Source organism: Peribacillus sp. P4_D6 (assembly GCF_056401795.1).
The window spans coordinates 22,977-48,167 of the sequence record NZ_JBFUIQ010000017.1; the positions used below are offsets into that span (position 1 = coordinate 22,977).

General features: G+C 41.7%; 31 protein-coding genes. 12 read left to right on the plus strand and 19 right to left on the minus strand.

All coding sequences use genetic code 11. From position 1 onward, the window contains the following. Window positions 1-5: 5 nt before the first annotated feature. From AC1DVB_RS08270 to AC1DVB_RS08280, 3 genes are all read left to right on the plus strand, one after another. On the plus strand, window positions 6-536 hold the full coding sequence (locus AC1DVB_RS08270; protein ID WP_057278721.1) for an NAD(P)H-dependent oxidoreductase: 531 nt from the start codon (window positions 6-8) through the stop codon (window positions 534-536). Between the two features lie 13 nt (window positions 537-549). Further along, complete coding sequence (locus AC1DVB_RS08275) at window positions 550-897, plus strand: hypothetical protein (RefSeq protein ID WP_057278720.1); 348 nt, start codon at window positions 550-552, stop codon at window positions 895-897. 292 nt (window positions 898-1,189) lie between these two features. After that, window positions 1,190-2,107: an EamA family transporter gene (locus tag AC1DVB_RS08280; protein WP_048678324.1), complete on the plus strand. Its 918-nt coding sequence runs from the start codon at window positions 1,190-1,192 to the stop codon at window positions 2,105-2,107. Between the two features lie 81 nt (window positions 2,108-2,188). Here AC1DVB_RS08280 and AC1DVB_RS08285 read toward each other — a convergent pair whose 3' ends face one another. From AC1DVB_RS08285 to fabL, 5 genes are all read right to left on the minus strand, one after another. Further along, entirely contained in the window at window positions 2,189-3,937 is a 1,749-nt protein-coding gene (locus AC1DVB_RS08285; protein ID WP_134784203.1) for an ABC transporter ATP-binding protein, read from the minus strand. A 241-nt stretch (window positions 3,938-4,178) separates the two neighbouring features. Then, complete coding sequence (ntdP, locus tag AC1DVB_RS08290; protein WP_048685440.1) at window positions 4,179-4,709, minus strand: nucleoside tri-diphosphate phosphatase; 531 nt, start codon at window positions 4,707-4,709, stop codon at window positions 4,179-4,181. A 233-nt stretch (window positions 4,710-4,942) separates the two neighbouring features. Beyond that, window positions 4,943-5,197, minus strand: coding sequence for a YgaB family protein (locus tag AC1DVB_RS08295; RefSeq protein WP_034305366.1), 255 nt, complete (start codon window positions 5,195-5,197; stop codon window positions 4,943-4,945). 159 nt (window positions 5,198-5,356) lie between these two features. Further along, complete coding sequence (locus tag AC1DVB_RS08300; RefSeq protein WP_477588927.1) at window positions 5,357-5,635, minus strand: gamma-type small acid-soluble spore protein; 279 nt, start codon at window positions 5,633-5,635, stop codon at window positions 5,357-5,359. Between the two features lie 82 nt (window positions 5,636-5,717). Further along, a complete protein-coding gene (gene fabL / locus AC1DVB_RS08305) occupies window positions 5,718-6,467 on the minus strand; it encodes an enoyl-[acyl-carrier-protein] reductase FabL (protein ID WP_034305373.1) in 750 nt (249 codons plus the stop codon). Window positions 6,468-6,534: 67 nt separating this feature from the next. Between fabL and AC1DVB_RS08310 the strand changes: the two genes are divergently transcribed. Then, complete coding sequence (locus AC1DVB_RS08310) at window positions 6,535-6,759, plus strand: hypothetical protein (protein ID WP_034305377.1); 225 nt, start codon at window positions 6,535-6,537, stop codon at window positions 6,757-6,759. Window positions 6,760-6,854: 95 nt separating this feature from the next. Here the strand turns inward: AC1DVB_RS08310 and mutY are convergent, their stop codons facing one another. Further along, on the minus strand, window positions 6,855-7,970 hold the full coding sequence (gene mutY / locus AC1DVB_RS08315) for an A/G-specific adenine glycosylase (RefSeq protein ID WP_268564771.1): 1,116 nt from the start codon (window positions 7,968-7,970) through the stop codon (window positions 6,855-6,857). Window positions 7,971-8,178: 208 nt separating this feature from the next. Here mutY and AC1DVB_RS08320 point away from each other — a divergent pair, with 208 nt between their 5' ends. Continuing rightward, window positions 8,179-9,156, plus strand: a complete 978-nt coding sequence (locus tag AC1DVB_RS08320) for a metal-dependent hydrolase (protein ID WP_048685454.1) — start codon at window positions 8,179-8,181, stop codon at window positions 9,154-9,156. Between the two features lie 49 nt (window positions 9,157-9,205). Here the strand turns inward: AC1DVB_RS08320 and AC1DVB_RS08325 are convergent, their stop codons facing one another. After that, the gene (locus AC1DVB_RS08325) at window positions 9,206-9,472 is read right to left on the minus strand and encodes a YfhJ family protein (RefSeq protein WP_034305384.1); all 267 of its coding nucleotides are present in this window, start codon (window positions 9,470-9,472) and stop codon (window positions 9,206-9,208) included. Window positions 9,473-9,585: 113 nt separating this feature from the next. Here AC1DVB_RS08325 and AC1DVB_RS08330 point away from each other — a divergent pair, with 113 nt between their 5' ends. Continuing rightward, complete coding sequence (locus tag AC1DVB_RS08330; RefSeq protein WP_034305387.1) at window positions 9,586-9,741, plus strand: small, acid-soluble spore protein K; 156 nt, start codon at window positions 9,586-9,588, stop codon at window positions 9,739-9,741. A gap of 41 nt (window positions 9,742-9,782) precedes the next feature. On the opposite strand, the gene AC1DVB_RS08335 is transcribed toward AC1DVB_RS08330, so the two are convergent. Beyond that, window positions 9,783-10,094 (minus strand): YfhH family protein, encoded by a 312-nt coding sequence (locus AC1DVB_RS08335; RefSeq protein ID WP_034305394.1) that lies wholly within the window; start codon window positions 10,092-10,094, stop codon window positions 9,783-9,785. Window positions 10,095-10,170: 76 nt separating this feature from the next. Beyond that, complete coding sequence (gene recX / locus AC1DVB_RS08340) at window positions 10,171-10,968, minus strand: recombination regulator RecX (protein ID WP_413001283.1); 798 nt, start codon at window positions 10,966-10,968, stop codon at window positions 10,171-10,173. A 126-nt stretch (window positions 10,969-11,094) separates the two neighbouring features. Between recX and AC1DVB_RS08345 the strand changes: the two genes are divergently transcribed. The 3 genes from AC1DVB_RS08345 to AC1DVB_RS08355 all read left to right on the plus strand — a co-directional run bounded on the left by AC1DVB_RS08345 (window position 11,095) and on the right by AC1DVB_RS08355 (window position 12,481). After that, complete coding sequence (locus AC1DVB_RS08345; RefSeq protein ID WP_057278744.1) at window positions 11,095-12,015, plus strand: TIGR01777 family oxidoreductase; 921 nt, start codon at window positions 11,095-11,097, stop codon at window positions 12,013-12,015. A 52-nt stretch (window positions 12,016-12,067) separates the two neighbouring features. After that, window positions 12,068-12,190 carry a YfhE family protein gene (locus AC1DVB_RS08350; protein WP_081088510.1) on the plus strand — a complete coding sequence of 41 codons (123 nt, stop codon included), beginning with the start codon at window positions 12,068-12,070 and terminating at the stop codon, window positions 12,188-12,190. 108 nt (window positions 12,191-12,298) lie between these two features. Continuing rightward, entirely contained in the window at window positions 12,299-12,481 is a 183-nt protein-coding gene (locus AC1DVB_RS08355; RefSeq protein ID WP_328144651.1) for a YfhD family protein, read from the plus strand. A gap of 349 nt (window positions 12,482-12,830) precedes the next feature. Here AC1DVB_RS08355 and AC1DVB_RS08360 read toward each other — a convergent pair whose 3' ends face one another. The 5 genes from AC1DVB_RS08360 to AC1DVB_RS08380 all read right to left on the minus strand — a co-directional run bounded on the left by AC1DVB_RS08360 (window position 12,831) and on the right by AC1DVB_RS08380 (window position 18,172). Then, the gene (locus tag AC1DVB_RS08360; RefSeq protein ID WP_477588931.1) at window positions 12,831-14,411 is read right to left on the minus strand and encodes a fatty acid--CoA ligase; all 1,581 of its coding nucleotides are present in this window, start codon (window positions 14,409-14,411) and stop codon (window positions 12,831-12,833) included. A 131-nt stretch (window positions 14,412-14,542) separates the two neighbouring features. Beyond that, window positions 14,543-15,694 (minus strand): thiolase family protein, encoded by a 1,152-nt coding sequence (locus AC1DVB_RS08365; protein WP_057278712.1) that lies wholly within the window; start codon window positions 15,692-15,694, stop codon window positions 14,543-14,545. A 25-nt stretch (window positions 15,695-15,719) separates the two neighbouring features. Continuing rightward, complete coding sequence (locus AC1DVB_RS08370) at window positions 15,720-16,865, minus strand: acyl-CoA dehydrogenase family protein (RefSeq protein WP_057278711.1); 1,146 nt, start codon at window positions 16,863-16,865, stop codon at window positions 15,720-15,722. A gap of 70 nt (window positions 16,866-16,935) precedes the next feature. Beyond that, a complete protein-coding gene (locus AC1DVB_RS08375) occupies window positions 16,936-17,703 on the minus strand; it encodes a 3-hydroxyacyl-CoA dehydrogenase (protein WP_095679871.1) in 768 nt (255 codons plus the stop codon). Between the two features lie 73 nt (window positions 17,704-17,776). Further along, window positions 17,777-18,172 (minus strand): MerR family transcriptional regulator, encoded by a 396-nt coding sequence (locus AC1DVB_RS08380; protein WP_057278709.1) that lies wholly within the window; start codon window positions 18,170-18,172, stop codon window positions 17,777-17,779. Window positions 18,173-18,290: 118 nt separating this feature from the next. Here AC1DVB_RS08380 and AC1DVB_RS08385 point away from each other — a divergent pair, with 118 nt between their 5' ends. The 3 genes from AC1DVB_RS08385 (at window position 18,291) to AC1DVB_RS08395 (ending at window position 20,338) form a co-directional block, all read left to right on the plus strand. Then, window positions 18,291-18,764, plus strand: a complete 474-nt coding sequence (locus AC1DVB_RS08385; protein ID WP_377330912.1) for a universal stress protein — start codon at window positions 18,291-18,293, stop codon at window positions 18,762-18,764. Window positions 18,765-18,922: 158 nt separating this feature from the next. After that, window positions 18,923-19,804, plus strand: coding sequence for a cidABC operon transcriptional activator CidR (cidR, locus tag AC1DVB_RS08390; RefSeq protein WP_477588935.1), 882 nt, complete (start codon window positions 18,923-18,925; stop codon window positions 19,802-19,804). Window positions 19,805-19,966: 162 nt separating this feature from the next. Beyond that, entirely contained in the window at window positions 19,967-20,338 is a 372-nt protein-coding gene (locus AC1DVB_RS08395) for a hypothetical protein (RefSeq protein ID WP_034305408.1), read from the plus strand. A gap of 63 nt (window positions 20,339-20,401) precedes the next feature. On the opposite strand, the gene AC1DVB_RS08400 is transcribed toward AC1DVB_RS08395, so the two are convergent. The 5 genes from AC1DVB_RS08400 to AC1DVB_RS08420 form a co-directional block, all read right to left on the minus strand. Beyond that, window positions 20,402-21,124, minus strand: coding sequence for an amino acid ABC transporter ATP-binding protein (locus AC1DVB_RS08400; protein WP_048685484.1), 723 nt, complete (start codon window positions 21,122-21,124; stop codon window positions 20,402-20,404). Further along, window positions 21,121-21,777, minus strand: a complete 657-nt coding sequence (locus AC1DVB_RS08405; protein WP_057278707.1) for an amino acid ABC transporter permease — start codon at window positions 21,775-21,777, stop codon at window positions 21,121-21,123. The genes AC1DVB_RS08400 and AC1DVB_RS08405 overlap by 4 nt, the downstream gene beginning before the upstream one ends. A 78-nt stretch (window positions 21,778-21,855) precedes the next feature. Continuing rightward, window positions 21,856-22,677 (minus strand): basic amino acid ABC transporter substrate-binding protein, encoded by an 822-nt coding sequence (locus AC1DVB_RS08410; RefSeq protein WP_057278706.1) that lies wholly within the window; start codon window positions 22,675-22,677, stop codon window positions 21,856-21,858. Between the two features lie 338 nt (window positions 22,678-23,015). Beyond that, window positions 23,016-24,035, minus strand: a complete 1,020-nt coding sequence (locus AC1DVB_RS08415; RefSeq protein WP_057278705.1) for an AI-2E family transporter — start codon at window positions 24,033-24,035, stop codon at window positions 23,016-23,018. A 735-nt stretch (window positions 24,036-24,770) separates the two neighbouring features. Continuing rightward, a complete protein-coding gene (locus AC1DVB_RS08420; protein ID WP_057278704.1) occupies window positions 24,771-25,001 on the minus strand; it encodes an excisionase family DNA-binding protein in 231 nt (76 codons plus the stop codon). Window positions 25,002-25,191: the final 190 nt, after the last annotated feature.

Below are 25,191 nucleotides of genomic sequence, written 5' to 3' on the forward strand. Positions count from 1 at the left end.
TTAAAATGAAGATCTATGTTGTTTACGACAGTGAAGGTAACCATACGAAAGCACTTGCCGAATCAATAGCTCAAGGAGCCGCTGCGGTTCCTGGGGCTGAGGTTCTCATTGACCATGTAAACGAGGCGGATGTTTATAAGCTTCAGGAAATGGATGCGATCATTTGGGGCTGTCCCGGTCATTTCGGAACCATCAGTTCGAGTTTGAAAACATGGATCGATAAACTTGGGTATCTATGGGCGGAAGGTGCGCTGATCAATAAAGTGGGTGCTGTGTTCTGTACCACGGCCACCATACATGGCGGACTCGAGGCTACCATGCTGAACTTAATCACCCCTATGCTTCATCAAGGCATGATCATTGTCGGCTTGCCCGGCACTGTCCCGGAAAATGCCTTATATGGTTCCTACTATGGAGTAGGGATAAGCTGTCCGCCCGGTGTGGATGACAATATCACCAAAAATGACTTGAAGCTTGGAGAAGCATTAGGAAAACGGGTAGCCCATGTCACCCGTTCATTCATAAACGGGCTCTAGGAGGCTTGATTCAATGGGCATAATTCTAATTATCATCGTTGCCATATTAGCGGTTACGGGCTTGATCACATTCAATATCAAAGCCTTATCACCTGAAGGTAAGCCGACTGCAGTCGAGGAAGAGAATTCGTCGGAAGAGTCCGCTTTCCCGACTGCAGATGATTCCATTACCGAAATCATCTCCCCCACAGACAATGATGAATTGAAAATGAAAGATCAGGATTATCGTTTGGCTCTTTCCAAGCTTCATAAACAAAAACCAAATGATGAGCCAACTGCAGAAAAAAAGCCTGATATTCGCAAAATGAAAGACAAGGAATACCGTGGTACATTGGAGGACTTCCGACAGAATGGCGATTAAAACACCCCCCATTAGGCTAATTTGCCATTTGGGGGTTTTGTTTTATATGCCATTGAATGGATCTTCTCCTACCTCTGCGGCCACCTTCAACTTAGTGATCGACGTGCAGTCTTTAACTTTATTTTCTGGTTGACAAATATTCACAAAGACTTTAAGCTAAGGTAATGCAACGCATACAATTTGTTAAACTCAGCTTTTGTTGAGAGACGGAATTTTAAAAGGATTTCCTTTTTTCGTTCGTCACTTGCCTTTTTGGCAGGTGGCGATTTTTATTTTTATAGGGGTGAAAAATATGCAACTTTTGAAGTATTCCATAATGGTCTTAATCGGTTCGATTTCATATGGCACTTTATCCACCATGATGAAGTTTGGATTCATGGATGGCCATTCTTCTGGAGAACTGGTCGGCAGTCAATATCTTGTCGGTTGGCTGATTGTCTCCGTTATATTTCTCTTTTCGTTTAAATATAAAGTTTCATGGAAGAGTGCCGGATTACTTTTAATCACGGGCATGATGTCCACTTTCGTCGGAAAGGCATATGCCGTTTCCGTATCAGAGCTTCCCGCTTCGATTGCCGTAGTCTTTTTATTTCAATTTACCTGGATAGGCGTCCTTATTGAAAGCTTCTTAAATAAAAGACGCCCGGATAAAAATAAACTCATTGCCATTTTCGTTCTTTTCATCGGTACATTATTGGCAGGGGCAATCTTCGGTCAGCCTCTATCTGGCCTAAGCCTAAAAGGCGTATTGTTCGGACTATTGTCTGCATTGCTTTTTGCGCTGTATATGTACTGCAACTCTCAATTCGCTGTTGGGGAATCTTCCATGAAACGGCTGTTTTTCATTGCAACGGGTGGTATGCTGACTGCTGTATTCACAACTAACCCCGTCACACTTGTAACGAATCTTGTCCAAACGAACCTATGGTACTACGGTCTGCTGCTCGGCACATTGGGTGTTTTAGTTCCTTTCTTTTTCTTTGCTGTCAGTTTACCGAAAGTGGGGGTCGGGCTTGGAACGATTCTTTGTGCTGCGGAACTGCCTTCAGCGATGGTCGTTTCCGTCATCTTCTTGAATGAACAGGTTACGTCATTGCAATGGTTCGGGATGTGCTTGATCATCGTCGGCATCGCCTTGCCTGAGGGAATAAAGCATCTGCCGCATTTCCTTCCTGGAAAAAAAACGCTGCATGAAAAAAGGATTTCATAACGTGCATGCACAAGTTCGTATCAGAATAAAAAAGAAGACCATTCCTTTAGCGGAATGGTCTTCTTTTTTATCTTGTATTCCTTAAGAATCCAATTGTTGTACTTGAAATAGGTTGTAGTAATGCCCTTGCTTTTTCATAAGTTCTTCGTGTGTTCCCATTTCCGTAATTTCCCCATTATCGATATGAATGATCCGATCGGCATGGGTGATGGTTGATAACCGATGGGCGACGATGATCGTGGTCCGGTTTTTCGCCAAAATATCCAGCGCCTCCTGAATAAAGTGTTCACTTTCCAAATCCAATGCGGAGGTGGCTTCGTCGAGAACAAGGATTGGCGGGTTTTTCAAAAATACCCTCGCAATGGCCACCCGTTGCTTTTGGCCCCCGGATAATTTAACTCCCCGCTCCCCGACTTTCGTTTCATATCCTTCTTTTAGACCCATGATGAAGTCATGGGCATTCGCCGCCTTTGCCGCTTCAAATACTTCTTCATCACTTGCATCAGGTCGTCCCATAAGGATGTTGGCCTTAACCGATTCACTAAATAAGATATTATCCTGTAGTACCATTCCTATTTTATCTCTTAGGCTGCGGACTTGATATTTACGGATATCCGTCCCATCCAATAATACCCTTCCCTCCGTCACATCATAGAAACGGGAAATCAAACTGACGATCGAGGATTTCCCGCCGCCGCTCATACCGACAAGTGCAATAGTTTCCCCTGGTTTAACATCCAAGTTTATATGTTTCAAAACGGGTGCCTCTTTCTCGTCATAAGCAAACGATACATCCTGAAAGGTTATTCGGCCATCCACATGCTTCAGCTCTTTCGCCCCTGGTTCATCATCGATATCATACTTCTCATCCACAAACTCAAAAACCCTGTCCATGGACGCCAATGTCTGGGTCATTGTCGTCGAAGAGTTAACTAAACGTCTGAGGGGATTATATAGCCGGTCAATGAAACCGACGAAAGCAACCATGGTACCCAGTGACAATTGTTCATGAATGACCTGATAACCGGCAAATCCTATCACGAGCAAGGGGGCAATATCCGTGATCGTATTCACGACAGCAAATGACTTGGCATTCCAGCTCGTATGCTTTAGGGCTTTATCGAGGAAATTCTTGTTCTGCTTTGCAAACAATTCCTGTTCCCTGTCTTCTATCGCAAAGCTTTTGATGACTGACATCCCTGAAACCCGTTCATGAAGGTGACTCTGTACATCCGCTAAGGCTTGGGACCGAATCCTTGTATACGTTCTCAGCTTGCCAAAGAAATGCTTAATCGAAAATGCGTAAAATGGAAGCATGATGATGGATACAATGGTTAATTTCACATCCATCGTAAACATGATGACTATCACTATGATGATCGTTGCGATATCGAGCCAAAGGTTCATTAAACCCGTGATGACAAAGTTCTTCGTTTGTTCCACGTCCGTGATCATCCTTGAAATGACCTCGCCCACCCTTGTATTGGAATAATATTTAAAACTCAGTTTCTGTATATGGGTAAATAAATCATTCCGAATATCATATAAGATTTTCGTTCCGGTCCATTGAGCGAAATATTGTCTGTAATACTCAATCGGCGGTCTAACTGCAACAAAAATGAATATCATGATGGCCATCGCCCATATAAGGCGTTCGGACTTCACGGCTTTGGACAGATCACCGTTTCCGATGATGTCATCCACTATATACTTACTGAGCAATGGAAGCAAAAGCGGAATCGCGAACTTTAGCAGTCCAATCAGTACCGTTCCGATTATCTGCCATTTATATGGTTTGACGAATTGCAAATATCTCTTAATGCTCCCCACGGAATTCCTCCTTTTCTTAATCAATAAATCCAAATGCTAAAAAAGCCCATAACGGTCATTTGGGAATCTTATATGCACTATTCAATTATATTTTCCTTTTCGGTAATTAACTATCAAAAGGATCACTTTCATAAACATTTGTAGGAGGTTTAATGGTTCCTGCGTATTGAAAGAGTGAATCAGATGTGTAGGTTAGATACACAATGAAAAAGCCTGCCAATTATGCAGCAGGCCTTTTCTATCATCGATAGGTTAAAAAGCGTTCATACCAACTATCAATAAACTCTGCGGAGAATGGTCCTTTTCGCTGGCGTATCATATAAATCAAATAGTCTACGTTCTGTTTCAATATTGAATCGATGGCATCCGGGTAATTCATTTCTTTCCGATGCCTTTCATATTCATCCTCATCCAGCAAATTAAACGTCATATCTGGGAATACTTTAATGTCCAGGTCATAATCAATGTATTTCAATGCTCCCGAATCGTATGTGAACGGCGAACTGATATTGCAATAATAATAAACCCCGTCCTCTCTCAACATACCAATAACATTAAACCAATACTTTGAATGAAAATAGCAAATCGCCGGCTCTCTCGTAATCCAGGTCCTTCCATCTGATTCCGTTACCATAGTACGGTCATTCGCTGCTATCACCAGATTTTGGGTCCCTTTTAAAACGGTTGTCTCTTCCCAGATACGATGGATATGTCCATTATGTTTATAGCTATGGATTTGGATTTTTCCTCCTTCGGCAGGAACAATCCCCATTTATCTCTCCCTACTTTCTATAGACACCCTGACAGCGTACTGTGCCCTATTCCGTTTGCAGTTGTTGTGTGTATTTAAAATATATACTTTTTTCCATTTACCCTATATTCCTATATTATAGCGATTTATTCATAAATTTAAAACAAAAGTGGCTAATCTCCCAGTGAAAATGTGTAAATAAGTCGAAAAAGTCTGACCATCCACCCATTTCATCTAAGAAATTAGCCGGTTATTTATCGTATGGCTGCCTGTCCTTGCTGAAAATAACGGATGACTTCTTCCGTTTGCTTTTCGAACATATCATGGATACTTTTCAATTCCTGCTTTTTAAGTTGAATCTCTTCCTGAATGGTGACCGCTTCACTCTCCTCTTCAAGGGTAAGGAGTTGCTTCTCTATATCTTGGCATCTTTCGATTTCGGATTGTAAAAGTAAAAGCTTATCCATCGTTTTCAACTGGTTGTTTATAAGCCGGTTAAATTCCTCCATGAATGCACCTTCCTAATCTGTATTTTTTCTATAGTATGTATATTCTATTTTTATCAGCTTTCTCCTTTGACATAAAATGTAAACACGACGAAACATTTGTCGAATCCAATGGAAGGCAAAAAAAAGCACCCTTCATAAGAAGGATGCTTTTCATCGCAATTAGCCTTGGCTTTTATTGCTTTGAGATTTATGGTTTTGTTGTTTCACTTCTTGAACGTTAGTTTCAGAAGCAAACTCTGTACCGTATTGGCCTTGTGCTTGACCTTGGCCTTTTTTCTGTTGAGATTGCGCGTTTTGTTGTCTCACTTCTTGAACGTTAGTTTCAGAAGCAAACTCTGTACCGTATTGGCCTTGGCCTTGTTGAGATTGCGCGTTTTGTTGTCTCACTTGTTGAACATTAGTACCTGCTTGTGATTTATTCATGTTGTTTTTAGCCATTGATATCACCTCCACAAATAATAAGATAACCATTATCCAGGAGTGCTATCCAACAAAAATCATTTAAATTTTTCCAGTTACATCAAACAAGCAATGAAATGCCTCCATCAACTATTACGGTTTGTCCACGAATCATCCTGGCCCCATCGGAAATTAAAAACAGGATGGTATTCACCATATCTTCCACCTCGACCATCCGTCCAGCGGGAGTCTGTTCTGCCGCTTCAGCAAGCATTTCATCCCGATTCGGGAAAGACTTCAGGGCATCCGTATCGATCACACCGCCTGAAACGGCATTGACACAAATATTTTTAGCAGCCAATTCGACCGCTAAATATCTTGTCAGGGCTTCAAGAGCAGCTTTGGAAACTCCAACAGCTGTATAATTTTTCAAATAGCGAATGGATCCTAGTGAACTGATGCTGACGATTTTCCCCCCGCCGTTCCTCTCCATTAATTTCGCCGCTTCCTGTGCGCAGAAAAGGAGGGCTTTTGTATTAATGTCCATGGTCCAATTCCAATGGGATTCCTCCAGCTCCATCAATGGACGCTGGACGCCAGAGGCCGCATTATTGATGAAAATATCCAAACGTCCGTAATAAGCATCGATTTCCTCAAACATGCCTTTCACTTTCGCAACATCACCGACATTTGCCTTGACTACAAGGGCTTTTCGCCCTAACGCTTCAATTTCAGCTGCCACTTCTAATGCTTTCGACTTGCTCCGGGCATAATTAATAACGAGGTCGTAACCCTCCTCCGCAAGCCTTATTGCCGTGCTTCTGCCTAAACCTTTACTGCTACCTGTAACGAGTGCCACTTTTTGTTCCATTTGTTTATTCATCCTTTCTGAGTAAACACCAAGTAATAAAAATCATTTTTTAAGGAGTGTTACTGTTATGTATGTTGGACGTGATATGACTGAATTGTCGATGATGAAAAAATCGGATTGGGAAAATAGTGAACTTGCCTATTTTCATCACTCCCTTCAACAAATGGTACCTTATTTAAACCAAGAAGGACAGAGTATCCATAGCGAAATCGTCAAAGAAATTGAAAATAGAGGCGGACTTAACAGGCAAGAGGCCGATTATACTCATGGAACGAAAACCAGTTACGAATGATTTTATACGGATATTGCTTTGAAAATCAACAAAAGGAAGAGGATATCTTATCGGATATCCTCTTTTATGCATATATCACGATTTCATTCGCTTATTCAATGCACTCCTTTTTCTTTATACGCCTTCATCATTTTTTGGTGGGAGACCGGAAATGCCAACTGCTCCATCTCTGCTTCACTCACCCACTTAAGTTGCTGTTCTTTTAGTGTCTCTTCATCGATGTCCTCTTTGACCACGCCGATATACGTGTCCATTTTCCAAACGAGATGTGAGAAAACATGTTCAATTCTCACAAGTGATTCAGTGATTTCCGGTTTGACGCCATACATTTCCTTAAACCGACTCTCGAAGAATTCCCTCTTATGCAAGAGGGATGTATGGTTTTCGAAATTCGGATATTCCCAAAGATTAGCTAGCAATCCTTCTGACGCTCGCTTGTGAATTAAAAATTCACCTTTTTCATTCGTTAAAACGGCGGCTACAATTGGTACATCCCTTGTTTTTTTCTTTTGGATTTTTACCGGCAATTCCGACTGAACCCCTGCTTCAAATGCTAGACAATGACTTTGAACGGGGCATAATAGGCAGGCAGGCTTACCAGGTGTGCAGATTAATGCTCCAAGTTCCATCAAGGCTTGATTGAAGGCAGAGGTATGTTCATGATCGATCAGCTTCCTGACGGCAGCTTCGAATGTTTTTCTTGTCTTTGGCTTTGCTATGTCTTCATATATCATTAATATCCTTGATAAAACTCGCATGACGTTTCCATCAACGGCTGGCTCCGGCTTGCCGTATGCGATACTTAGAATCGCACCGGCAGTATATGGGCCGACACCTTTCAATTTGGAGATTTCCTCGGGATCATCCGGTACAATCCCATTGTAGGATGCCTTCACTTCCTGAACGGCACTATGCAGATTCCTTACACGCGAGTAATATCCCAGCCCTTCCCAAGCTTTCAGGACCTTCTCTTCATCTGCATTGGCAAAGTCCTCGAGTGTCGGGAACCATTCGATGAACCGGTTGAAAAAAGGAATCACCGTATCCACTCTCGTTTGCTGCAGCATTATTTCAGAAACCCAAACGCGGTAAGGGTCCTTATTTTCCCTCCATGGCAATTCTCTTTGTTCTTCGAGAAACCAGGAAACCAAATCTTTTTGAAATTCATCGATTTTTATTTTTTCTATTGTCGGGATCGTTATTTCTTTCACATCAGTTCCTCCAAAGATGTTACACTCTAATCAAAATTGGGAATACCTATAGTAGGCCATTCTTTTTTTAATATCATGTTCATATCCATTTATTTGTAACGGGTCACTTGAAATAAATCAAAATTATATTCATTTGATGGTTAATATATAAATACGGTATGATGAAAGAAGACCATTTTTTTCAAATTGTGGCAGGGAGGTTAGTTTTTTGGATACAGGTACTCACTTTGTCATGGGAATTGCTCTTGGAGGTCTTGCCACATTAGATCCCGTCATTGCGCAGAGCCCAGTTACTGCAAGTGCAGTCATAGCAGGTACGATATTGGGATCACAAGCTCCGGACATTGACACCGTTTTAAAATTAAGGAATAACGCTGTATATATACGCAACCACCGTGGAATCACGCATTCCATTCCCGCTGTTTTACTTTGGCCCTTGATTATTAGCGGAGCAATTTTCGCCATCATACCTGAAGCAAATTACCTTCATCTTTGGCTTTGGACCTTTTTAGCCGTATTCCTTCACGTATTCGTGGATATATTCAATGCTTACGGGACCCAGGCTCTTAGGCCGATTTCGTCAAAATGGGTAGCTTTAGGGGTCATCAATACATTCGATCCATTCATTTTTGGAATACATGTTGCAGGCCTGATATTATGGGGCTTCGGATTTCCTCCAGGCTATTTATTTCTTTCCATTTACGGGATACTCGTCATTTATTACATTTCCAGGTTCAGGGAACAAGCTTTTATAAAAAGAGTGGTCAAACAGCAAATTCCTGGAGCAAGGAAAATTCTTTTATCACCTACGATGCGTTTTCACCGCTGGAAAATTGCGGTGATTACCGAAAAGAATTATTATGTGGCACGAGCCGATAATGGATATGTGAAGATTCTTGATACGTTCGATCGGGTGCCATTGCCTGAAAGTGAAATTCTCGAAGCCGCCAAGAAGGATATCAACTTGGCAGCCTTTCTGTCCTTTTCTCCGGTTTACCGATTCGAAATCGAACAGATAAAAGAATATTACGAAGTCCGTTTTATCGATCTAAGATATCGCAGCAATGGATATTACCCGTTTGTGGCAGTGGTCCATTTAGACAGCGAATTGAATATCTTGAATTCTTATACCGGCTGGATCTTTAGTGAAGCGAAGCTGCAGAAGAAATTGAATATTATTTTATAGTATATTGAAAAAGAGCTGATTCCAGGGAACTCCTCTGGAATCAGCTTTTTTAATGCAGTCGATTCTGCTGATTTAATAACTGCTGATATTTAGGGTTCTTTGCAATGAATTCGTGGAATTGCTCACCGTAGTTATCAATCCAGGTCCTTACAACGCGCGATGTCATTTCTTCACCGGCATATTCATGCCCAGCCTTTGCATAGGTCGCTTCGAAATCTTCCCATAATAATTCCACCCAAGTCAAAGCTTGCTCATACGTGATGTGTTCATTTTTCTCAAGCAGTATCTTGGTTAATCTTTCATGGTAATCATTCATTAGAACCACCTCATTGCCAATATTTTTACAGAATGAACTATACTGTCCCATACCCATACTAGTTGTAAGCGGAAACGCTTCTTTCTTAATCTGATGCTTGGAGGAGAAAAAATTTGCGAAATAAACAAAAAGGATTCCCCAACCAAAACAATAACAAATTCCAAGGCGAGCCTCGTGCAAAGGCAAGATATGCTTCAAAGCGTGCAGATGGAAGTATTAATACACACCCTCAAGAAAGAATGAAAGCTTCAAACGAGCGATCGAATTAAAAGGTACATCAGAAGGAACCGGGTACTTCCCCGGTTCCTTTTTATTTCAGCATTGAAATCGGGAGTGCTTCTTCCTTACCGCTACCGCCCAAGCGGTAACCCCAAGCGAATACGCCGTTCATATAATCAATTTTGAAATAGACACCGGGATCTCCGTCAATTTGATATATTTCACCTTTTTTGAAATCATCAGGATTTAACAAATAGGCCTTGGCCATCGTCACTTTTCGTTCCAATACTGAATATTCATTAACCATTCCCAATTGCTCTGCTTTTCTCGCTTTTTCAGTCAACGCTGCGATTTCCTGTTGCAGTTCATAGGCAGACAGCTTGCTGTATCTTACGTCGCTCATATATATGACTCCTCAAATGAAATAATTAATTTACTTATATATTAAACAAAATTTTGTGATTTGGCTATTGATGCACTTAATCACCATCAGGATTGGAAAGATAACGCTCAATCAATTCTATTGGAAAACCTTTTCGGTATAATGCCTGCTTCATTTTTTGTTCATATTCGAAGCCTTCATGGTTTTTATATCGGCGTTGCATTTTTTCGGCATGGTGGCAAAGGGAATCCCATTGTTCATCCTCATCCTTTTCCACCGTCACATCTTCAAGTGCTTCATGGATGATATCTCTTGGGAAACCTTTCCGTAACAAGGTTTGTTCAACCTTCAGCCTTAAAGCTCGTTCGGAAATGTTTTTTTCCTTTTTGACCGCTTTTCCAGCCAGATTCCTTGCATGTTCAATTTGAATGCCATAAGGGTATTCCTTCAATGCCTCGAAAATCAACTTATCTTGCACCCCTTTTTCCTTAAGCTCAAGCTTAAGGGTAGTGGGCCCTTTATTCCCTCCATTCACATGGGTCCGCACGTAAGCCTTGGAAAATTCAAGGTCGTCTAAATAGTTAAAACTGTATAGTTTATGTATCGCTTCCTTAATGATCGGCTCTTCCGTTTCCTTCTTTTTTAAATAAAGGCGAATTTCCGATTCCGAGCGCATCCGGTATGATAAATAATTAAGTGCATCGGTAAATGCTTTTTGGATTTCATCATGGAATTGTATTTCGGCCAAAAGCAGGTCATCAAGTTCCATACCCTTTTTCAACTGAAATTTCAATAGCACTTCTTCGTCTACACTGAAGGCATATTTTTCGTCAACGAAGATGTTATAACGATCCTTACGTTTCTTTTGGGTTGTTATTTTTGTTATGTTTGGCATAAATCCACCCCCCACACCTACTTTACCCCTTTACGTTTACCATTTCTATATCTAGCATGCCTAAAAATGAAAAAAGAACATGGGCATGTTAAAGTGAAGGAAAGACAGGGAAAGGAAGTGGTTTTCATGAAAATAGCCATAGCTGGTGGAAGCGGTTTTGTCGGCACAGCCCTAATTGATGAATTATCAAAAGAAAATCATGATATATATATTTTGACCCGTCATCCCGAAAAATTTAAGAAACAGACTAATTTGACATATATCGGCTGGTTGACCGAGGAGGCAACGCCGGAAATGCACTTGGAGGGGCTCGATGTGTTCATTAACCTTGCTGGTGAATCTCTGAACAGCGGCCGTTGGACACCTGAACGAAAGCGCCGGATTGTCGAAAGCAGGATCGAGGCTTCCAAAGAGATGAACCGGATCATTTCCATACTGCCCTCCAAAGTGTCCGTCATCATTAATGCAAGTGCAATCGGATATTATGGTATTTCGGACGATGAGACCTTTACCGAAACCTCTGAATCCATTGGTGATGATTTCTTGGCCCGTACTGTTCAACTATGGGAAAAGGAAGCGGCTAAATCACGCTCTTACAGTAAAAGGTTGATCTTAACAAGATTCGGGGTGATTCTTGGAGAAAAAGACGGAGCACTGCCAATGATGGCCTTCCCCTATAAACTATTTGGCGGAGGAAAGATTGGCAAAGGGAATCAGTGGCTTTCCTGGATTCATATCCATGACGCGGTCCGTGCAATCATCTTTAGCATGAATGATGCTAGGATAGAAGGTCCAGTCAATTTTACGGCACCGAACCCCGTCCAGATGGATACATTCGGTAAAACGATTGGAACTGTCCTGCACCGGCCCCATTGGTTAACGGTCCCCCCTTTCTTCCTCAAGAAATTGTTGGGGGAAATGAGCATCCTTGTACTTGAAGGGCAAAATGTCCTTCCCACTAAACTTAAAGAAGAAGGATTCACCTTCTCCTTTCCAACCCTTAAAGAAGCCTTACAAAATATCTTAAAAGAAGATTCCCACGTATGAAAGGGTCATTTTAGGAAAAAATAGGGATATTAAGTGAATGGAGATGATCTAATTGCTCAAAAAACACGATAAAGAAAAAAGTAACTTAACTAGTACACAAGCGATTCTTTATGCTCGCGAATTTAAAAAAGCAGATCGAGCTGGTGGATATACCGAGAAGAAATCCCGTCGTTAGGTTTGGAGTTTTTTCCCTTACATTTTGAACAGCCACTCAACACAAAATAAGCTGGAGATGATTAGTGAAATTCATCTCCAGCTTATTTATATTCCAGGGGGCGATAACATGGGACGAAATAACATACACCATAATCGAGATAAGAACACACAGAAACTTCCTCAGGTTCCCAAAAACCTGAAAAATGACGGACTTGACGTTGAATATTCTTCCGAACTGGCTGACCAGGAAGATATCGAGGCACAAGCCCGTGCAAATGCGGCTGACCGCCGTGCTCATAATCGCCGATAAGCAGAATAAACCAACCCAAGGGGCTGTAAGTTCGCCCCTTGGTCCTCTTTATTTACATAGCTTATCCACAACCCTGTGTATATTGTGGATATATTCTGAAAATACTGACAAAAAATAAGTCCGTTAACTCACCTTATCAACATGAAAATAATGTTATTTCTGGATAACCCTGTGGATTATGTGGATAAAGGAGAGATTGGGCTAACCACGCTACATTTTCGTTGTGGATAACTATTCTCTCTCCTTCATTTGTTCCACAAGGTTATTATTTATAAAATAATTTATCCAAATCTTTTTCCAGCAATTCTAAACCCTATCTTGGTATTTCATCGGCTGCTGACCCCGGCATTTAAAGAAGGTTCCCCAAACCTTTGCCATCAACATTTTCTTCCAACTGTTTACGAAGCAAGAACTTTTGTATCTTCCCACTTGCGTTCCGAGGCAGCTCATTACAGAAGATATATCTCCTTGGACGTTTATAGTTCGCCAAACTATTACTGTTCTTACACCAAGTTTCTAAATCGCTTTCGGCAAGCATTGGGTCTTTGGCTACGATGAATGCCGTTACCGTTTCCCCCCATTGATCATCTGGCTGACCAAGTACCGCACAGTCGAGGACTCCTTGATTCTCATATAGTGTATCTTCCACTTCACGCGGATAAATATTTTCCCCTCCAGAAATAATCATGTCGTCCACACGGTCCTTGACCCACAGATATCCATCTTCATCTAGGAAACCGATGTCACCGGAATGGTACCAGCCTTTGTAAAGCGCCTTTTCGGTCTCTCTATCTTTTTGAAAGTAACCCTGCATGATACACGGACCCTTTACAAGGATTTCCCCTGTTTCCCCAGGTTCCAACATATCCTCGGGATCTGATGGCCCATCGTCATTCGGACGGGCAATGATGATTTCATGTTCGGAACATGCCTTGCCGGCAGAACCCGCTTTCCTAATTTGATCTTCCTCCAATAGGAGAGTTATGGCCGGCCCCATTTCAGTCATTCCATAGGCCTGGATGAACTGGATGCCGAGTTTCTCCTGACAGGCACGTACAAGGGATGGAGCCATCGGGGCTGCTCCATAAAGCCCTAACTTCAAGCTCTGGAATTTATACTCCTCCAATTTTTCCTGAATGAGCATGTTCCACATCGTAGGTGCAGCAAAAAACTTGGTGACCCCCTCGGATTCAATCAGTTCCATGACCTTTTTGGGATGAAACTGATGTAATATGACATTAGCTGCACCGACCTGTACACGAGGTAAAAAAGAGCAGTGTAATTCAGCACAATGAAACATCGGTGCAGTAATCAAACCGATATCAGAGCGTTCATACTTCATGGCCTCTATTAAAATCTCGGCTTGTTTGACCATGTCTTTATGAAGGTGAATGACCCCTTTGGGACGTCCGGTAGTTCCGCTCGTATACATGATGGCATACATGTCATCTTCGTGAACTTCAACTTCATCTGGCTTTGAGGAGATACTGGTCAATTTTTGGCGGTAACCTTTGGCATACCCAGGCACATCCTCATCTATATACCAGAAGGCCGTTTCCGGAAATCGCTTTTCAACCGCGGCGACGTTCGTTTCCAATTCGCGTTCGAATAGAACGACCTTTGGAGCAGCGTCGTTCAAAATGAAGGCCAACTCTTCCGGCATTAAACGGAAGTTGATCGGATTGAAGATTGCACCGATTTTTGCACAGGCAAAGAACGCTGTTGCAAGCTCTTCATTGTTGTAAAGGTAAGTAGATACCCTGTCCCCTTTTCGCACCCCTTCCGCTTGAAGGGCCGCCGCCAACCTATTCACCTGTTCATTCCATTGGATGTACGTATAGCGTATATTTCTTCTCACGTCGTAGATAGCTTCTTTAATGGGGAATTTCTGAACCGTCTGATCAAAGAAATTTTTAATCGTTACTGACAAATCATTCTCCTCCTCAAGTAACCACCATCAACAGGAAGAATTCAGCAAAGCCTGCCGATGGTCGACTTCATCCCTTTTTCAGCTTTTACTTTCGTGCGAATTACGAATATTCATAAATGGATAGTCCAGCTTCAGTCCATTCTTTCAATGATGGTGGCATTCGCCATGCCGTGGCCTTCACACATCGTTTGCAGCCCATAACGGCCGCCCGTCCTTTCTAATTCATGGATCATGGACACCATCAAACGGGCCCCGCTGCCGCCAAGAGGATGCCCCAATGCAATCGCCCCGCCATTTGGATTCAGCTTCTTTGGGTCTGCCCCCGTTTCTTTTAGCCATGCAATCGGTACAGGAGCGAAAGCCTCGTTCACTTCAAAGATATCGATATCATCAATTGTAAGACCCGCTTTTTCCAAAGCTTTTTGGGTGGCGGGAATCGGTCCCGTTAGCATCAGGGTGGGATCCGACCCGACAACAACCCGTGTATGCACTTTAAAGCGCGGTTTCAATCCAAGTTCTTCTGCTTTACTGCGTTCCATCAATAATAAAGCGGCAGCACCGTCACTGATCTGACTAGAATTCCCTGCATGGATTAAACCTCCTTCTTGAAATGCCGGTTTCAATCCAGCCAGCACTTCAAGCGTAGTTCCGCCCCTTGGGCCTTGATCTTCCGTAACTTCGATTTGATTTCCTTCTTTATCAGTACCCATTACTGATATCAGTTCACGGTTAAAATGTCCTTCTTTTTGAGCACGTATTGCCTTGGCATGACTTTCAACGGAAAACCGATCACAATCTTCACGTGTTATTCCCCACTTGTCTGCGATTCTTTCAGCTGATAAACCTTGGTTGATCACCTCGTAAAGGTCCATATACTTTTGGCTTGTTACAGCACCTTGAAGATTTGACCCCATGGGAACTCGTGACATGTTTTCCACTCCACCTGCCACTACCACATCCATATCACCCGACAGGATGGCCTGGGAAGCAAAATGGACTGCCTGCTGACTTGATCCGCATTGACGGTCAATCGTCGTTCCCGGCACTTCAATCGGAAATCCGGCTATCAGTGCGGCAACCCTTGCTATATCACCGGCCTGTTCGCCCGACTGTGAAACACAACCTAAAATGACATCATCGACAATAGCAGGATCGATGCCCGCCTTTTCAATCAGCTTCTTCAATACTTCCCCTGCCAGATCATCAGGGCGTATGTCTTTCAAGACACCGTTCCTTCTGCCTACCGGCGTGCGAATTCCTTCAACGATAACCACTTCCCGCATATACTCTCTTCCCTTCTCATCTTTACTATAGGCCCAGATTCTTAGCGATGATTTTCTTCATGATTTCATTTGTGCCGGCATAGATGCTTGCTACCGGAACATCCCGATACCTTCTGGCAATTTTGTATTCCTCCATATATCCATAGCCGCCATGGAGCTGCATGCATTCAATGGATATTTTTCTGGCAGTCTCCGTCAAACGCCATTTCGCCATCGAAACTTCCGTTACAACCTGTTCACCAGCCATATGTTTGGTGATCAATTGATCTAGAAAAGCACGCCCCATTTTTATCTCCGTAGCCATTTCCGCGATTTTGAATTGAGTATTTTGAAACTGACTTACAGACTTTCCGAACGCTTCCCTGCCCTTCACATACTCAATCGTATCAGCCAGCATATCCTCAGACGCGGTTTGAGCACAAATTGCCACCACAAGGCGTTCCTGCTGCAGTTTTTCCATTAAATAAATAAACCCCTTGCCTTCTTCACCAAGCAGGTTTTCCTTTGGAACACGGCAATCCTCGAAGATGAGTTCTGCTGTATCCTGACTGTGCAAGCCAAGTTTCTTCAGTTTTCTCCCCCTGGAAAATCCGGGTGTATCCCTTTCGACCACGACTAAGCTAACGCCTTTATGTTTCGGAACGGCGCTGGGATCCGTTTTACAGGCAACAATGATCAAATCCGAATGAATGCCATTTGTGATGAATGTCTTTTGACCATTTAATATGTAATGATCTCCATCCAAAATGGCAGTCGTTTTAATATTGGCCAAATCCGAACCTGTACCAGGCTCTGTCATGGCAATGGCTGTAATGATTTCCCCTGTCGTACATTTTCGAAGCCAGCGCTGTTTCTGCGACTCATTTCCGTAGGCGGAAATATACGGTACGGTGATATCACTGTGAAGTCCGAAACCAATGAACCCAGAACCAACTCTTTCCAATTCTTCATTAATGATAACGGCAAAGCCCCAATCTACCCCGGAACCCCCATAATCTTCTTCAAGGTCCGGACATAAAAAACCCTGTTCCCCCATTTTCACCCAAAAAGACCGGGGAATGATCCTCTCTTCTTCCCAACGTTCATAGTGGGGAACTGCTTCTTTCTCTAAAAACTTTCGGAAGGACATACGGAAAATTTCATGTTCTTCACTTAGGTACGGATGCTTCATCTGTTTTATCTCCTCTCCATTCCTTTGTCGGAGGCTTTTTTTCTAGATTTACAATGGTTTGATTGACAACTTACCTTGGTGACATTCTAATGGCCCCATCCAGTCTGATTGTTTCCCCATTCAGCATTGGATTCGTTATGATGCTTTCCGTTAGTTTAGCGTACTCTTCTGGATACCCGAGCCTTGATGGGAATGGAACGGTTTTCCCTAATGACGTCCTGGCTTCTTCAGGTAATGAATCGAACATCGGTGTATGGAATAGACCCGGTGCAATCGATACGACACGTATCCCTTTGATGGCAAGCTCCCTTGCGATTGGCAGAGTCATACCGACAATCCCTCCCTTGGAGGCACTATATGCGGCTTGTCCGATTTGTCCTTCAAAGGCAGCGACCGAAGCTGTATTGATGATGACTCCACGCTCCCCCTCTTGATTCGGTTCATTTTCGACCATTTTTTCAGCCGCAAGCCGGATTACGTTAAATGTACCGACCAAATTGATTTGCACGACTTTTGAGAACGCTTTCAATTCATGTATGCCTTTCCTGCCTATGATCTTCTCTGCAATGGCAATGCCTGCACAGTTGATGACAGTATTGATGCTACCGAATTTTTTTATTCCTTCATCCAATGCTACAGATACGCTATCTTCACTAGTTACATCAGTTTTAATAAACAGGACCGAATCGCCCAACTCCTGAGCCATTTTAGCGCCATTTTCTTCCGAGAGGTCGAATATGACCGCTTTTCCACCTTTTTTAATGATGTTTCTTACTGTCGCCGCTCCCAGACCTGAAGCCCCGCCTGTCACAACTGCAATGGTTTCTTGAATTTCCAAATTCTCACCCCATCTGTTTCTAGAATATATATTCATCTTTCACTATCATCAAAACCTATTTTCAAGATTAATTTCACCGCTTGCCTGTTTTATCGTTCATTTTCAACTCATAAAGGGTTTCGGTAAAGCCTTTGATTACCTGTTCAAAATCCTGCTTCAACCCATCCAGCTCTTTAATTCGTTCATTAAGTTCGTTTAACTTCTGTCCTGCAGTTTCAATCGTTTTTTCCAATTGCTTAATGCCTGTCCTATCCTTTTCGAATAAAAGGACTATATCCTTTATTTCCACTAACGAAAAACCATACTTCTTACCGCGCATTATGATTTTGAGCTGTGCATATTCTTTCTTTCCATAAACTCTTTTTCCCGTTTCGGTACGCATTGGCCTAAGCATACCCAGTTCCTCATAATAACGGAGGGTCCTTGTCGTCAATTCGAATTCTTTTGCTAACTCAGAAATGGTGTACATGTTAAAACCACACTTTGCAAAGGGATTATTTACCTTTATTCTAACATTAACGTTAACGTAAACTTCAATGAAATATTCACAAAATTTATAATATATGAATCTGCATGGAAGATTTATATTGATATACTATGGGTATATTCTTTTTATAGAAGGGAATGATCGATCAATGCTATGTTCAAAAATATTAGTTGCTTATGATGAATCTGAGTTGGCACTAAAGTCTTTAGAAAAAGCGATTGAATTAGCAAAGCTGGATCCCGCTATCGAAATCCAGGTGCTTCACGCTGTTACACTGCCAATCAAGCCAAATATATATGGCAGTGCTTTTCAGGAAATTGAAGAATCCATGCTTAAGTATGGCAAGGAAGTGATTAAAAAAGCGGAAGCCCTTTTATCCGAAATCCCGAATGCATCCCAAACATTTGTCGTAGAAGGTTCAGCCATCACGACTTTATTGGATCATGTAAAATCCGAGAATTGTGACCTTATTATCATGGGCAGCCGCGGATTGAGCGGCTTCAAGGAATTCCTGGGCAGCGTGAGCCACTATATCGTTCAACATTCTCCAGTTCCTGTCTTGTTGGTCAAATGAAATTTACACAGATATGGCCAGCCCCTTCATAGGCTGGGTTCCCCTTTGGAATCCAGCTTATTTATGCGTGCATGAACTCCAAACTTATCATGTTTTACAAACACTTCCGTTTACGGGTAAAATGAAACTAATTTCAAACGAGGATAACAGGTGACGCAATGGATATTAAACATTTGCAATACTTTATAGAGGTTGCCAATTTCAATAGCTTCACTCGGGCTGCCGATCATTTATTCATTACACAGCCGACCATCAGCAAGATGATTAAAAACCTGGAAACCGAGCTAGGTGTTGAGCTTTTTGATCGTTCACGTAAGCAACTGATCTTGACCGATGCAGGTAGGGTTGTCTTAGACCAGGCAAAATTGATCGATAAGGCCTTTCACAATTTAGAAACGGAAATGGACAATTTATTAGGTTTAAAAAAGGGACATATACGCATCGGGCTGCCGCCGATCATCGACGCTTCTTTCTTCCCCCGAATTCTTAGCCGTTTTCACCAGGACTATCCCAATATCACCTTTCAATTAGTAGAGGATGGTTCAAAGAAAATAGAAGAATCCGTCCAAAATGATTTAATCGATATAGGAGTAATAGTCCTGCCAACCAACAACGCGCTTTTTCACCATTTTGCTTTTTTGGAAGAAGACATCAACTTGATAGTTCATCCCTCCCATCCCCATGCTTGTGTGAAAGAAATTGATTTGGCCGACCTGGAAAAGGAATCTTTCATCTTATTCAATAAAGATTACGTCCTTCGAGATCTCATCATTTCATCCTGTAGTGAAGCTGGTTTTTCTCCACATATCGTCACGGAAAGTTCACGATGGGATTTTATTGAGGAAATGGTTTACTGTAAACTTGGCGTTGCTCTATTACCTGAAAGTTTATGCCGTCATGATGATCGCGTAAAGACAATCAAGGTTAGAAACCCCTCCATTAGCTGGAATTTAGGATTTATATGGCGTAAGGACCATTACCTTTCATACGCTGCAAAAGAATGGCTGAAATATACTAGGGAAGCATTGTCCCATAAGTAGTGGATTATCCAGCAAGATTGATGAAAGCACTATCATAGATTTGGGTTATGCACGTGATAACATCTAACCATTTTACAATGAGTTACGGCGGGGGTAGACTAGTATGAGTAAAAAGCACGTTGAATGCTGATGGATTCCATATGTTCTAAAAAGGAGATATTCATGATCACTTTATCTAATGTCGATGAGTTACAGGCATCAGAAGCAGCTCTGGAGAAAATTAAATATTCATACCCCGAACTATTTAATAAACTGCTCCATGTCGTTGCCTTAACACGGGCTCTCCAATTTAAATATCAATTTATGGGCACATTAATCATGGATGAAAACCCTAACGAATACACCCCTGAATTCGTTATGCCCTCCGTTATCGAATTATATATTGAGGAAGTTCAAAAGTTAAAGGATGATCCGAATATCCAGGTATTACTTCAGACCTTCTCCCAAAGTAAAAATATTGGATATGCAAAAATCAGTATGCTTGTGCTCGGTAAAAGCCCTGAATCGCTTTTAGGAGCTTCATGCATAAAATGAAGCCCCCTGATATGCCCCGAAAAAAAACCTCCCATAATGGAAGGTTTTTTTCTTTACGTGTAATTAAAGGACTTTACTCAAAAAGGCTTTAGTTCTTTCCTGCTGGGGATTATTAAAAATCTCACTAGGAATATTTTCTTCAATAATATAACCTTCGTCCATGAAGATCACGCGATCTCCAACTTCTTTTGCAAACCCCATCTCATGGGTCACAACTACCATGGTCATGCCTTCCTTGGCCAGTTGCTTCATGACCTCAAGGACTTCACCGACCATTTCCGGATCCAGGGCGGAAGTGGGCTCGTCGAATAGCATGATTTTGGGTTCCATCGCCAACGCCCTGGCAATTGCGACGCGTTGCTTTTGTCCACCTGATAATGAATCCGGATATGCGTTCGCTTTCTCTGCAAGTCCCACTTTCTTAAGCAGTTCCATCCCTCTTTGGGAAGCTTGCTCTTTGGATATCTTGCGGACCTTTATAGGCGCCAGCATTATATTCTCAAGAACAGTCTTATGCGGAAATAAGTTAAAATGCTGAAATACCATGCCAACTTCCGTCCGGACTTTATTGATATTGACTTTCTTGTCTGTCGTATCAAGCCCTTCAATGAAAATATGGCCTCCCGTTATCGTTTCAAGTTGATTGATGCATCTCAGAAAAGTGGATTTACCCGACCCAGAAGGACCAATTACCACGACTACTTCCCGAGGGGAAACGATTGCATTGATATTTTTCAATACATCATTTTCGCCAAATGACTTCTTTAGATTCTCCACCTTTATCATTCTGTTTTCAACCTTCTTTCGAGTCTATTTAATACGAAACTTAAAATGAGGGTCAGGAATAGATAGATGAAGGCACAAGCCAAGTATGGCTCCCACACTTTAAAGTACTGACTCCCCATCGCTTTCCCCCAATACATTAATTCCGGGGCAGCAATGACACAAAGCAGGGATGAATCCTTCAATAATACGATGAATTCATTTCCTAACGGAGGAATCATTCGTTTGAAAGCTTGTGGCAATACAACATGTATCATTGTTTGGGCATGGGTCATCCCCAATGAACGCGCCCCTTCCATTTGCCCTTTATCGATGGATTGAATGCCCGCCCGGAATATTTCTGCGATATACGCGGCTGCATTTAACGATAAAGCAATGACACCGGCGGTTACTGCATTCGTTTCCCCGGTAAAAAAGGGCACGATTCCAAAATGGATTAAAAAGATTTGAACTAAAAGCGGTGTTCCGCGAAAAACCGTGACATAACTGTAAAAAGGAAGGGCAAGCACTTTGTTTCTCATGATTTTCCCTAAACCGATCAATAACCCCAAAAAGGTTCCGATCAGGATGGAGGAAACCGAAAGCCCAATAGTAAGCAATGTCCCTTTTAATAAGAAAGGAGCATATTCAAAAATAATATCCCAGCGAAAACTCATTCCGTTCCCCTCCTAAAGACCAAAAAAACTGCGTAACTTCACACGTAAAGTTACGCAATCTTTTACTATCCATTTGTTTTATTGTTGTGCTTTCAACGTTTCAATATCTGGGTCAGTACCAAACCACTCTTTATAAATTTCTGCATATTTCCCATTTTCATAAATGGCATTCACGGCTTTATCGAACTCCGATTTCAATTCACTGCCTTTTGGGAACATAAGACCATAAAACTCCTCATTGAAACTTTTGCTGTCTTCAACGACTTTCAGTTTTTGATCGGGGTTATTTTTCACATATTCTTCAACAACCGTATTATCAGCTACGACAGCCGATGCTCCGCCCTTCAGTAATTCCTGAATGGCCAGGTTATTATTTTCGAATTTTTTGATATCCTTGTGATTCTTCCCAAGGAGTTTCTCTACCGCTTCCTGTCCAGTAGTACCAGTCTGAACGGCAATGACGTTTCCTTTCAATTCATCTCCAGATTTTATATCACTATCCTCAGGAACGAGAATTTTGTTTGTGGATAAGAAATACGGAACCGAGAAGTCATAAGATTGTTTTCTTTCGTCATTCACTGTAATCGCAGATATGGCGACATCCGCTCTCTTACCTTCGATTTCAACAAAAATCGGATCCCAGCCAACACTTTCCAATTTAACTTCATATCCCGCTTCTTTTGCAACGGCATTGATGAAATCAACATCGAATCCTACAATCTTACCGCCTTCAAGATATTCAAATGGAGCATAGTTGGCGTCAGTCACGATCCTGAGTGTTTTCCCATTGGACTCTTCTTCTTTACCAGTTGTCGAGACTTCCTTATCCTTCCCGCACCCTGTCATGACTAGTAACAAAGAAGCAACCATGGCAAACACTAAAAAAGAAACCTTTTTCAAAATAATCCCCTCTTCTCTCTCGTAAACTCTCTTTTTTCTAAAAAAACAGATAAATCTAACTTTAGAGAACTTTCAGTTTATTCTTTTAAGAATATTATACGTTTATTTGTTTTTTTATGCAATAAAAAGTCGATAAATAACTTTAGTAAAATAAAATTTTAATCAATTAACTCGGTAAATTAAAAACGCAACTGGGCTCTAATGGGGAAAGAGGCAACTTTCTCCCCTTCACTCGAATTAATGGATATTATATTGAAAACAGATAGTGCCACCGTTCAAAAGATTTAAGGAACAAAAATAAGCAGCGGCCATATTAGCGGCCGCTGCTCAAATGATTATTATGGTACTTCCGTATTCCCCTCTTCAATATCCAACATATCCAACAGGAAGATGAATATCGGTATTCCGATGATCAATCCCCATATCCCAAGGAAATGCTCGGAAAACAATAGGATGATGAAGGTGAAAAATGTTGGAAGATTCGTTTTTGCCGACATGAATTTCGGATTTAAAATATAGCTTTCAATTGCATGGATCACAACAATCATGATTAATACCGCAATCACTTTGGGCATGCCGCCGATACTATAAGCAATCATGCTAAGTGGAATGAGGGAGATGATGACCCCTGCAACCGGAATCAAACCCAGGAAGAAAATCATGATCCCTAGACCGAGCAACTGCGGGAAGCCAAGGATCCATAAGAAAGTGACGGATAGGACAGCATTCGTGATGGCTATCAAGAACTGGACCTCGATCACCTTTCCGAATGAATTGATGAATTTGACGCCAAAGTGGCTTAAGTTTATAAAGAAAGATTTAAATTTGGCGCGCTTGAATTTAGAAGTGAAACGAATGATTTTATCTTTTTCCAATAAGAAAAATAGACTAAGCAACATGGAAATGAAAATTTGAAATGCCAGTTTACCGAAATCGGATATATAAAGATAGAGTGTATTCATCTGTTTTTGAAGATCGAGCGGAGATTTCAGCTCGTTCATTATATTAATGGCATATTGAATGACCCTGCTATCTGGTGGATGTTGAAAGAAGAAAACGATCTGTGTCACTAATTCCGTGAATTGTAGCGTGATGACCGGTAGATATTTATAAAGAACGATGGCTAAACAAGAAATAACGACTGCATATAAAAAGCTTATAACAACCTTGGAATTGATATGCATCACTTTATTCAGCCGAATCATGATAATTTGCTCCAGCCTTCCCATCAAGAAGGTGAAAACAAATGTGAATAACACGATATTAACCATACTGCCGATGCTTATTAAAAAGAGGACTAACACAATTAATGTAATTAACCTTGAAAAACCTTCGCTTTGCAAATACTCTTTTACCACTTACCTATCTCCTAACTACCGTTCTGCCGTTATAATTCATTTACCTTTTATTTTACACGTAATTGAGGAATTCTACTACAATTACCTTGCATTGACAACAAAATTATTTGAATGATCAGTAAGGCCCATGATGCAGACGTATTTAAAGACCTTTTTCGGAAATTCGACCATTACTTTCACAGCCATTTCTGCATGAAAAAACATCTGACAAATCGGCATATGCCAGACCTTGGACAAACTCAATGAAAATCGAGTATGTCTAAGGTTTTTTATTGGTTTGTACTATTTGGACGTTGATTTCTGCTCCAGGCACTCGCTTTCCGCGGGCGGTCGCTGAGCCTCCTCGGCTTACTCCTGCAGTGTCTCCCCTAGACGCGCTTTTCCCAAAGGAGTCTCGTACCTTTTGCTCCAATCAACTCTGTATAAAATTGAGCTAGAACCATACCTTTGGAATTGAAGGTGTTACTTTGGGTCAATTGTTTCGGGACTTCAATGAAAGATATGTTTTCCGGGCCCCCTTCTATCTACAAACAAAAGCTGAGGCTATGGCCTCAGCTTTTGTTATGGCTGTACAATTTGGGCGTTGATTTCCGCTCCAGGCACTCGCTTTCCGCGGGCGGTCGSGGAGCCTCCCCGGCTTGCGCCTGCGGTGTCTTCCCCTAGACGCGCTTTTCTAAGCAGGATTCTCGTACCTTCCTCCTTTTTGAAACTCAGCATCTGCTAAATGGACAGATGCTAATCTTCATCTTTCACATCGATATCTTCGGGGATGGGTTCGTTATAATAATCCGCTAAATCCTTCTTATATTTCTCCATCTGTTCAAGATGCATATTAAACTGATCTTTAAAAATCAAATGCCGCTCACCATCATGAACGGTGCGAATTTTATTTTGAATGATCAAACCTTCTATATAAGATTCCGGCATCGATAGATATTCCGCAGTCTCTTTTACTGTCAAGTACATGCCTTCACCCCTTTTCCCCTCTAACTATACTAGATATGAGGCATTATTTGAAGCGCTTGATTTTTAAATGAAAATCCCTTACATGCCAAGGAAAGGACGATACCCGATTCAGGGTATTGTCCTGCAACCTCACGATATTAATCAATTTCCGCCAATGGAACATTTTAGATAAAACAACTTACAATCCCTT

Coding starts and splice junctions, on each gene's coding strand:
- AC1DVB_RS08380 (WP_057278709.1), bottom strand. CDS start 18,172: ATGTACACCATTTCTGAGTTAGCAAAAGAATTCGAATTGACGACAAGG.
- AC1DVB_RS08325 (WP_034305384.1), bottom strand. CDS start 9,472: ATGAATGATTACCATGAAAGATTAACCAAGATACTGCTTGAGAAAAAT.
- AC1DVB_RS08365 (WP_057278712.1), bottom strand. CDS start 15,694: ATGCGGGAAGTGGTTATCGTTGAAGGAATTCGCACGCCGGTAGGCAGA.
- AC1DVB_RS08310 (WP_034305377.1), top strand. CDS start 6,535: ATGTATGTTGGACGTGATATGACTGAATTGTCGATGATGAAAAAATCG.
- AC1DVB_RS08405 (WP_057278707.1), bottom strand. CDS start 21,777: ATGAGTTTTCGCTGGGATATTATTTTTGAATATGCTCCTTTCTTATTA.
- AC1DVB_RS08335 (WP_034305394.1), bottom strand. CDS start 10,094: ATGAGCGACGTAAGATACAGCAAGCTGTCTGCCTATGAACTGCAACAG.
- ntdP (WP_048685440.1), bottom strand. CDS start 4,709: ATGGGGATTGTTCCTGCCGAAGGAGGAAAAATCCAAATCCATAGCTAT.
- fabL (WP_034305373.1), bottom strand. CDS start 6,467: ATGGAACAAAAAGTGGCACTCGTTACAGGTAGCAGTAAAGGTTTAGGC.
- AC1DVB_RS08370 (WP_057278711.1), bottom strand. CDS start 16,865: ATGAAGCATCCGTACCTAAGTGAAGAACATGAAATTTTCCGTATGTCC.
- AC1DVB_RS08300 (WP_477588927.1), bottom strand. CDS start 5,635: ATGGCTAAAAACAACATGAATAAATCACAAGCAGGTACTAATGTTCAA.
- AC1DVB_RS08395 (WP_034305408.1), top strand. CDS start 19,967: ATGATCACTTTATCTAATGTCGATGAGTTACAGGCATCAGAAGCAGCT.
- AC1DVB_RS08345 (WP_057278744.1), top strand. CDS start 11,095: ATGAAAATAGCCATAGCTGGTGGAAGCGGTTTTGTCGGCACAGCCCTA.
- AC1DVB_RS08355 (WP_328144651.1), top strand. CDS start 12,299: ATGGGACGAAATAACATACACCATAATCGAGATAAGAACACACAGAAA.
- AC1DVB_RS08420 (WP_057278704.1), bottom strand. CDS start 25,001: ATGTACTTGACAGTAAAAGAGACTGCGGAATATCTATCGATGCCGGAA.
- AC1DVB_RS08275 (WP_057278720.1), top strand. CDS start 550: ATGGGCATAATTCTAATTATCATCGTTGCCATATTAGCGGTTACGGGC.
- recX (WP_413001283.1), bottom strand. CDS start 10,968: ATGCCAAACATAACAAAAATAACAACCCAAAAGAAACGTAAGGATCGT.
- AC1DVB_RS08400 (WP_048685484.1), bottom strand. CDS start 21,124: ATGATAAAGGTGGAGAATCTAAAGAAGTCATTTGGCGAAAATGATGTA.
- AC1DVB_RS08280 (WP_048678324.1), top strand. CDS start 1,190: ATGCAACTTTTGAAGTATTCCATAATGGTCTTAATCGGTTCGATTTCA.
- AC1DVB_RS08270 (WP_057278721.1), top strand. CDS start 6: ATGAAGATCTATGTTGTTTACGACAGTGAAGGTAACCATACGAAAGCA.
- AC1DVB_RS08295 (WP_034305366.1), bottom strand. CDS start 5,197: ATGGAGGAATTTAACCGGCTTATAAACAACCAGTTGAAAACGATGGAT.
- cidR (WP_477588935.1), top strand. CDS start 18,923: ATGGATATTAAACATTTGCAATACTTTATAGAGGTTGCCAATTTCAAT.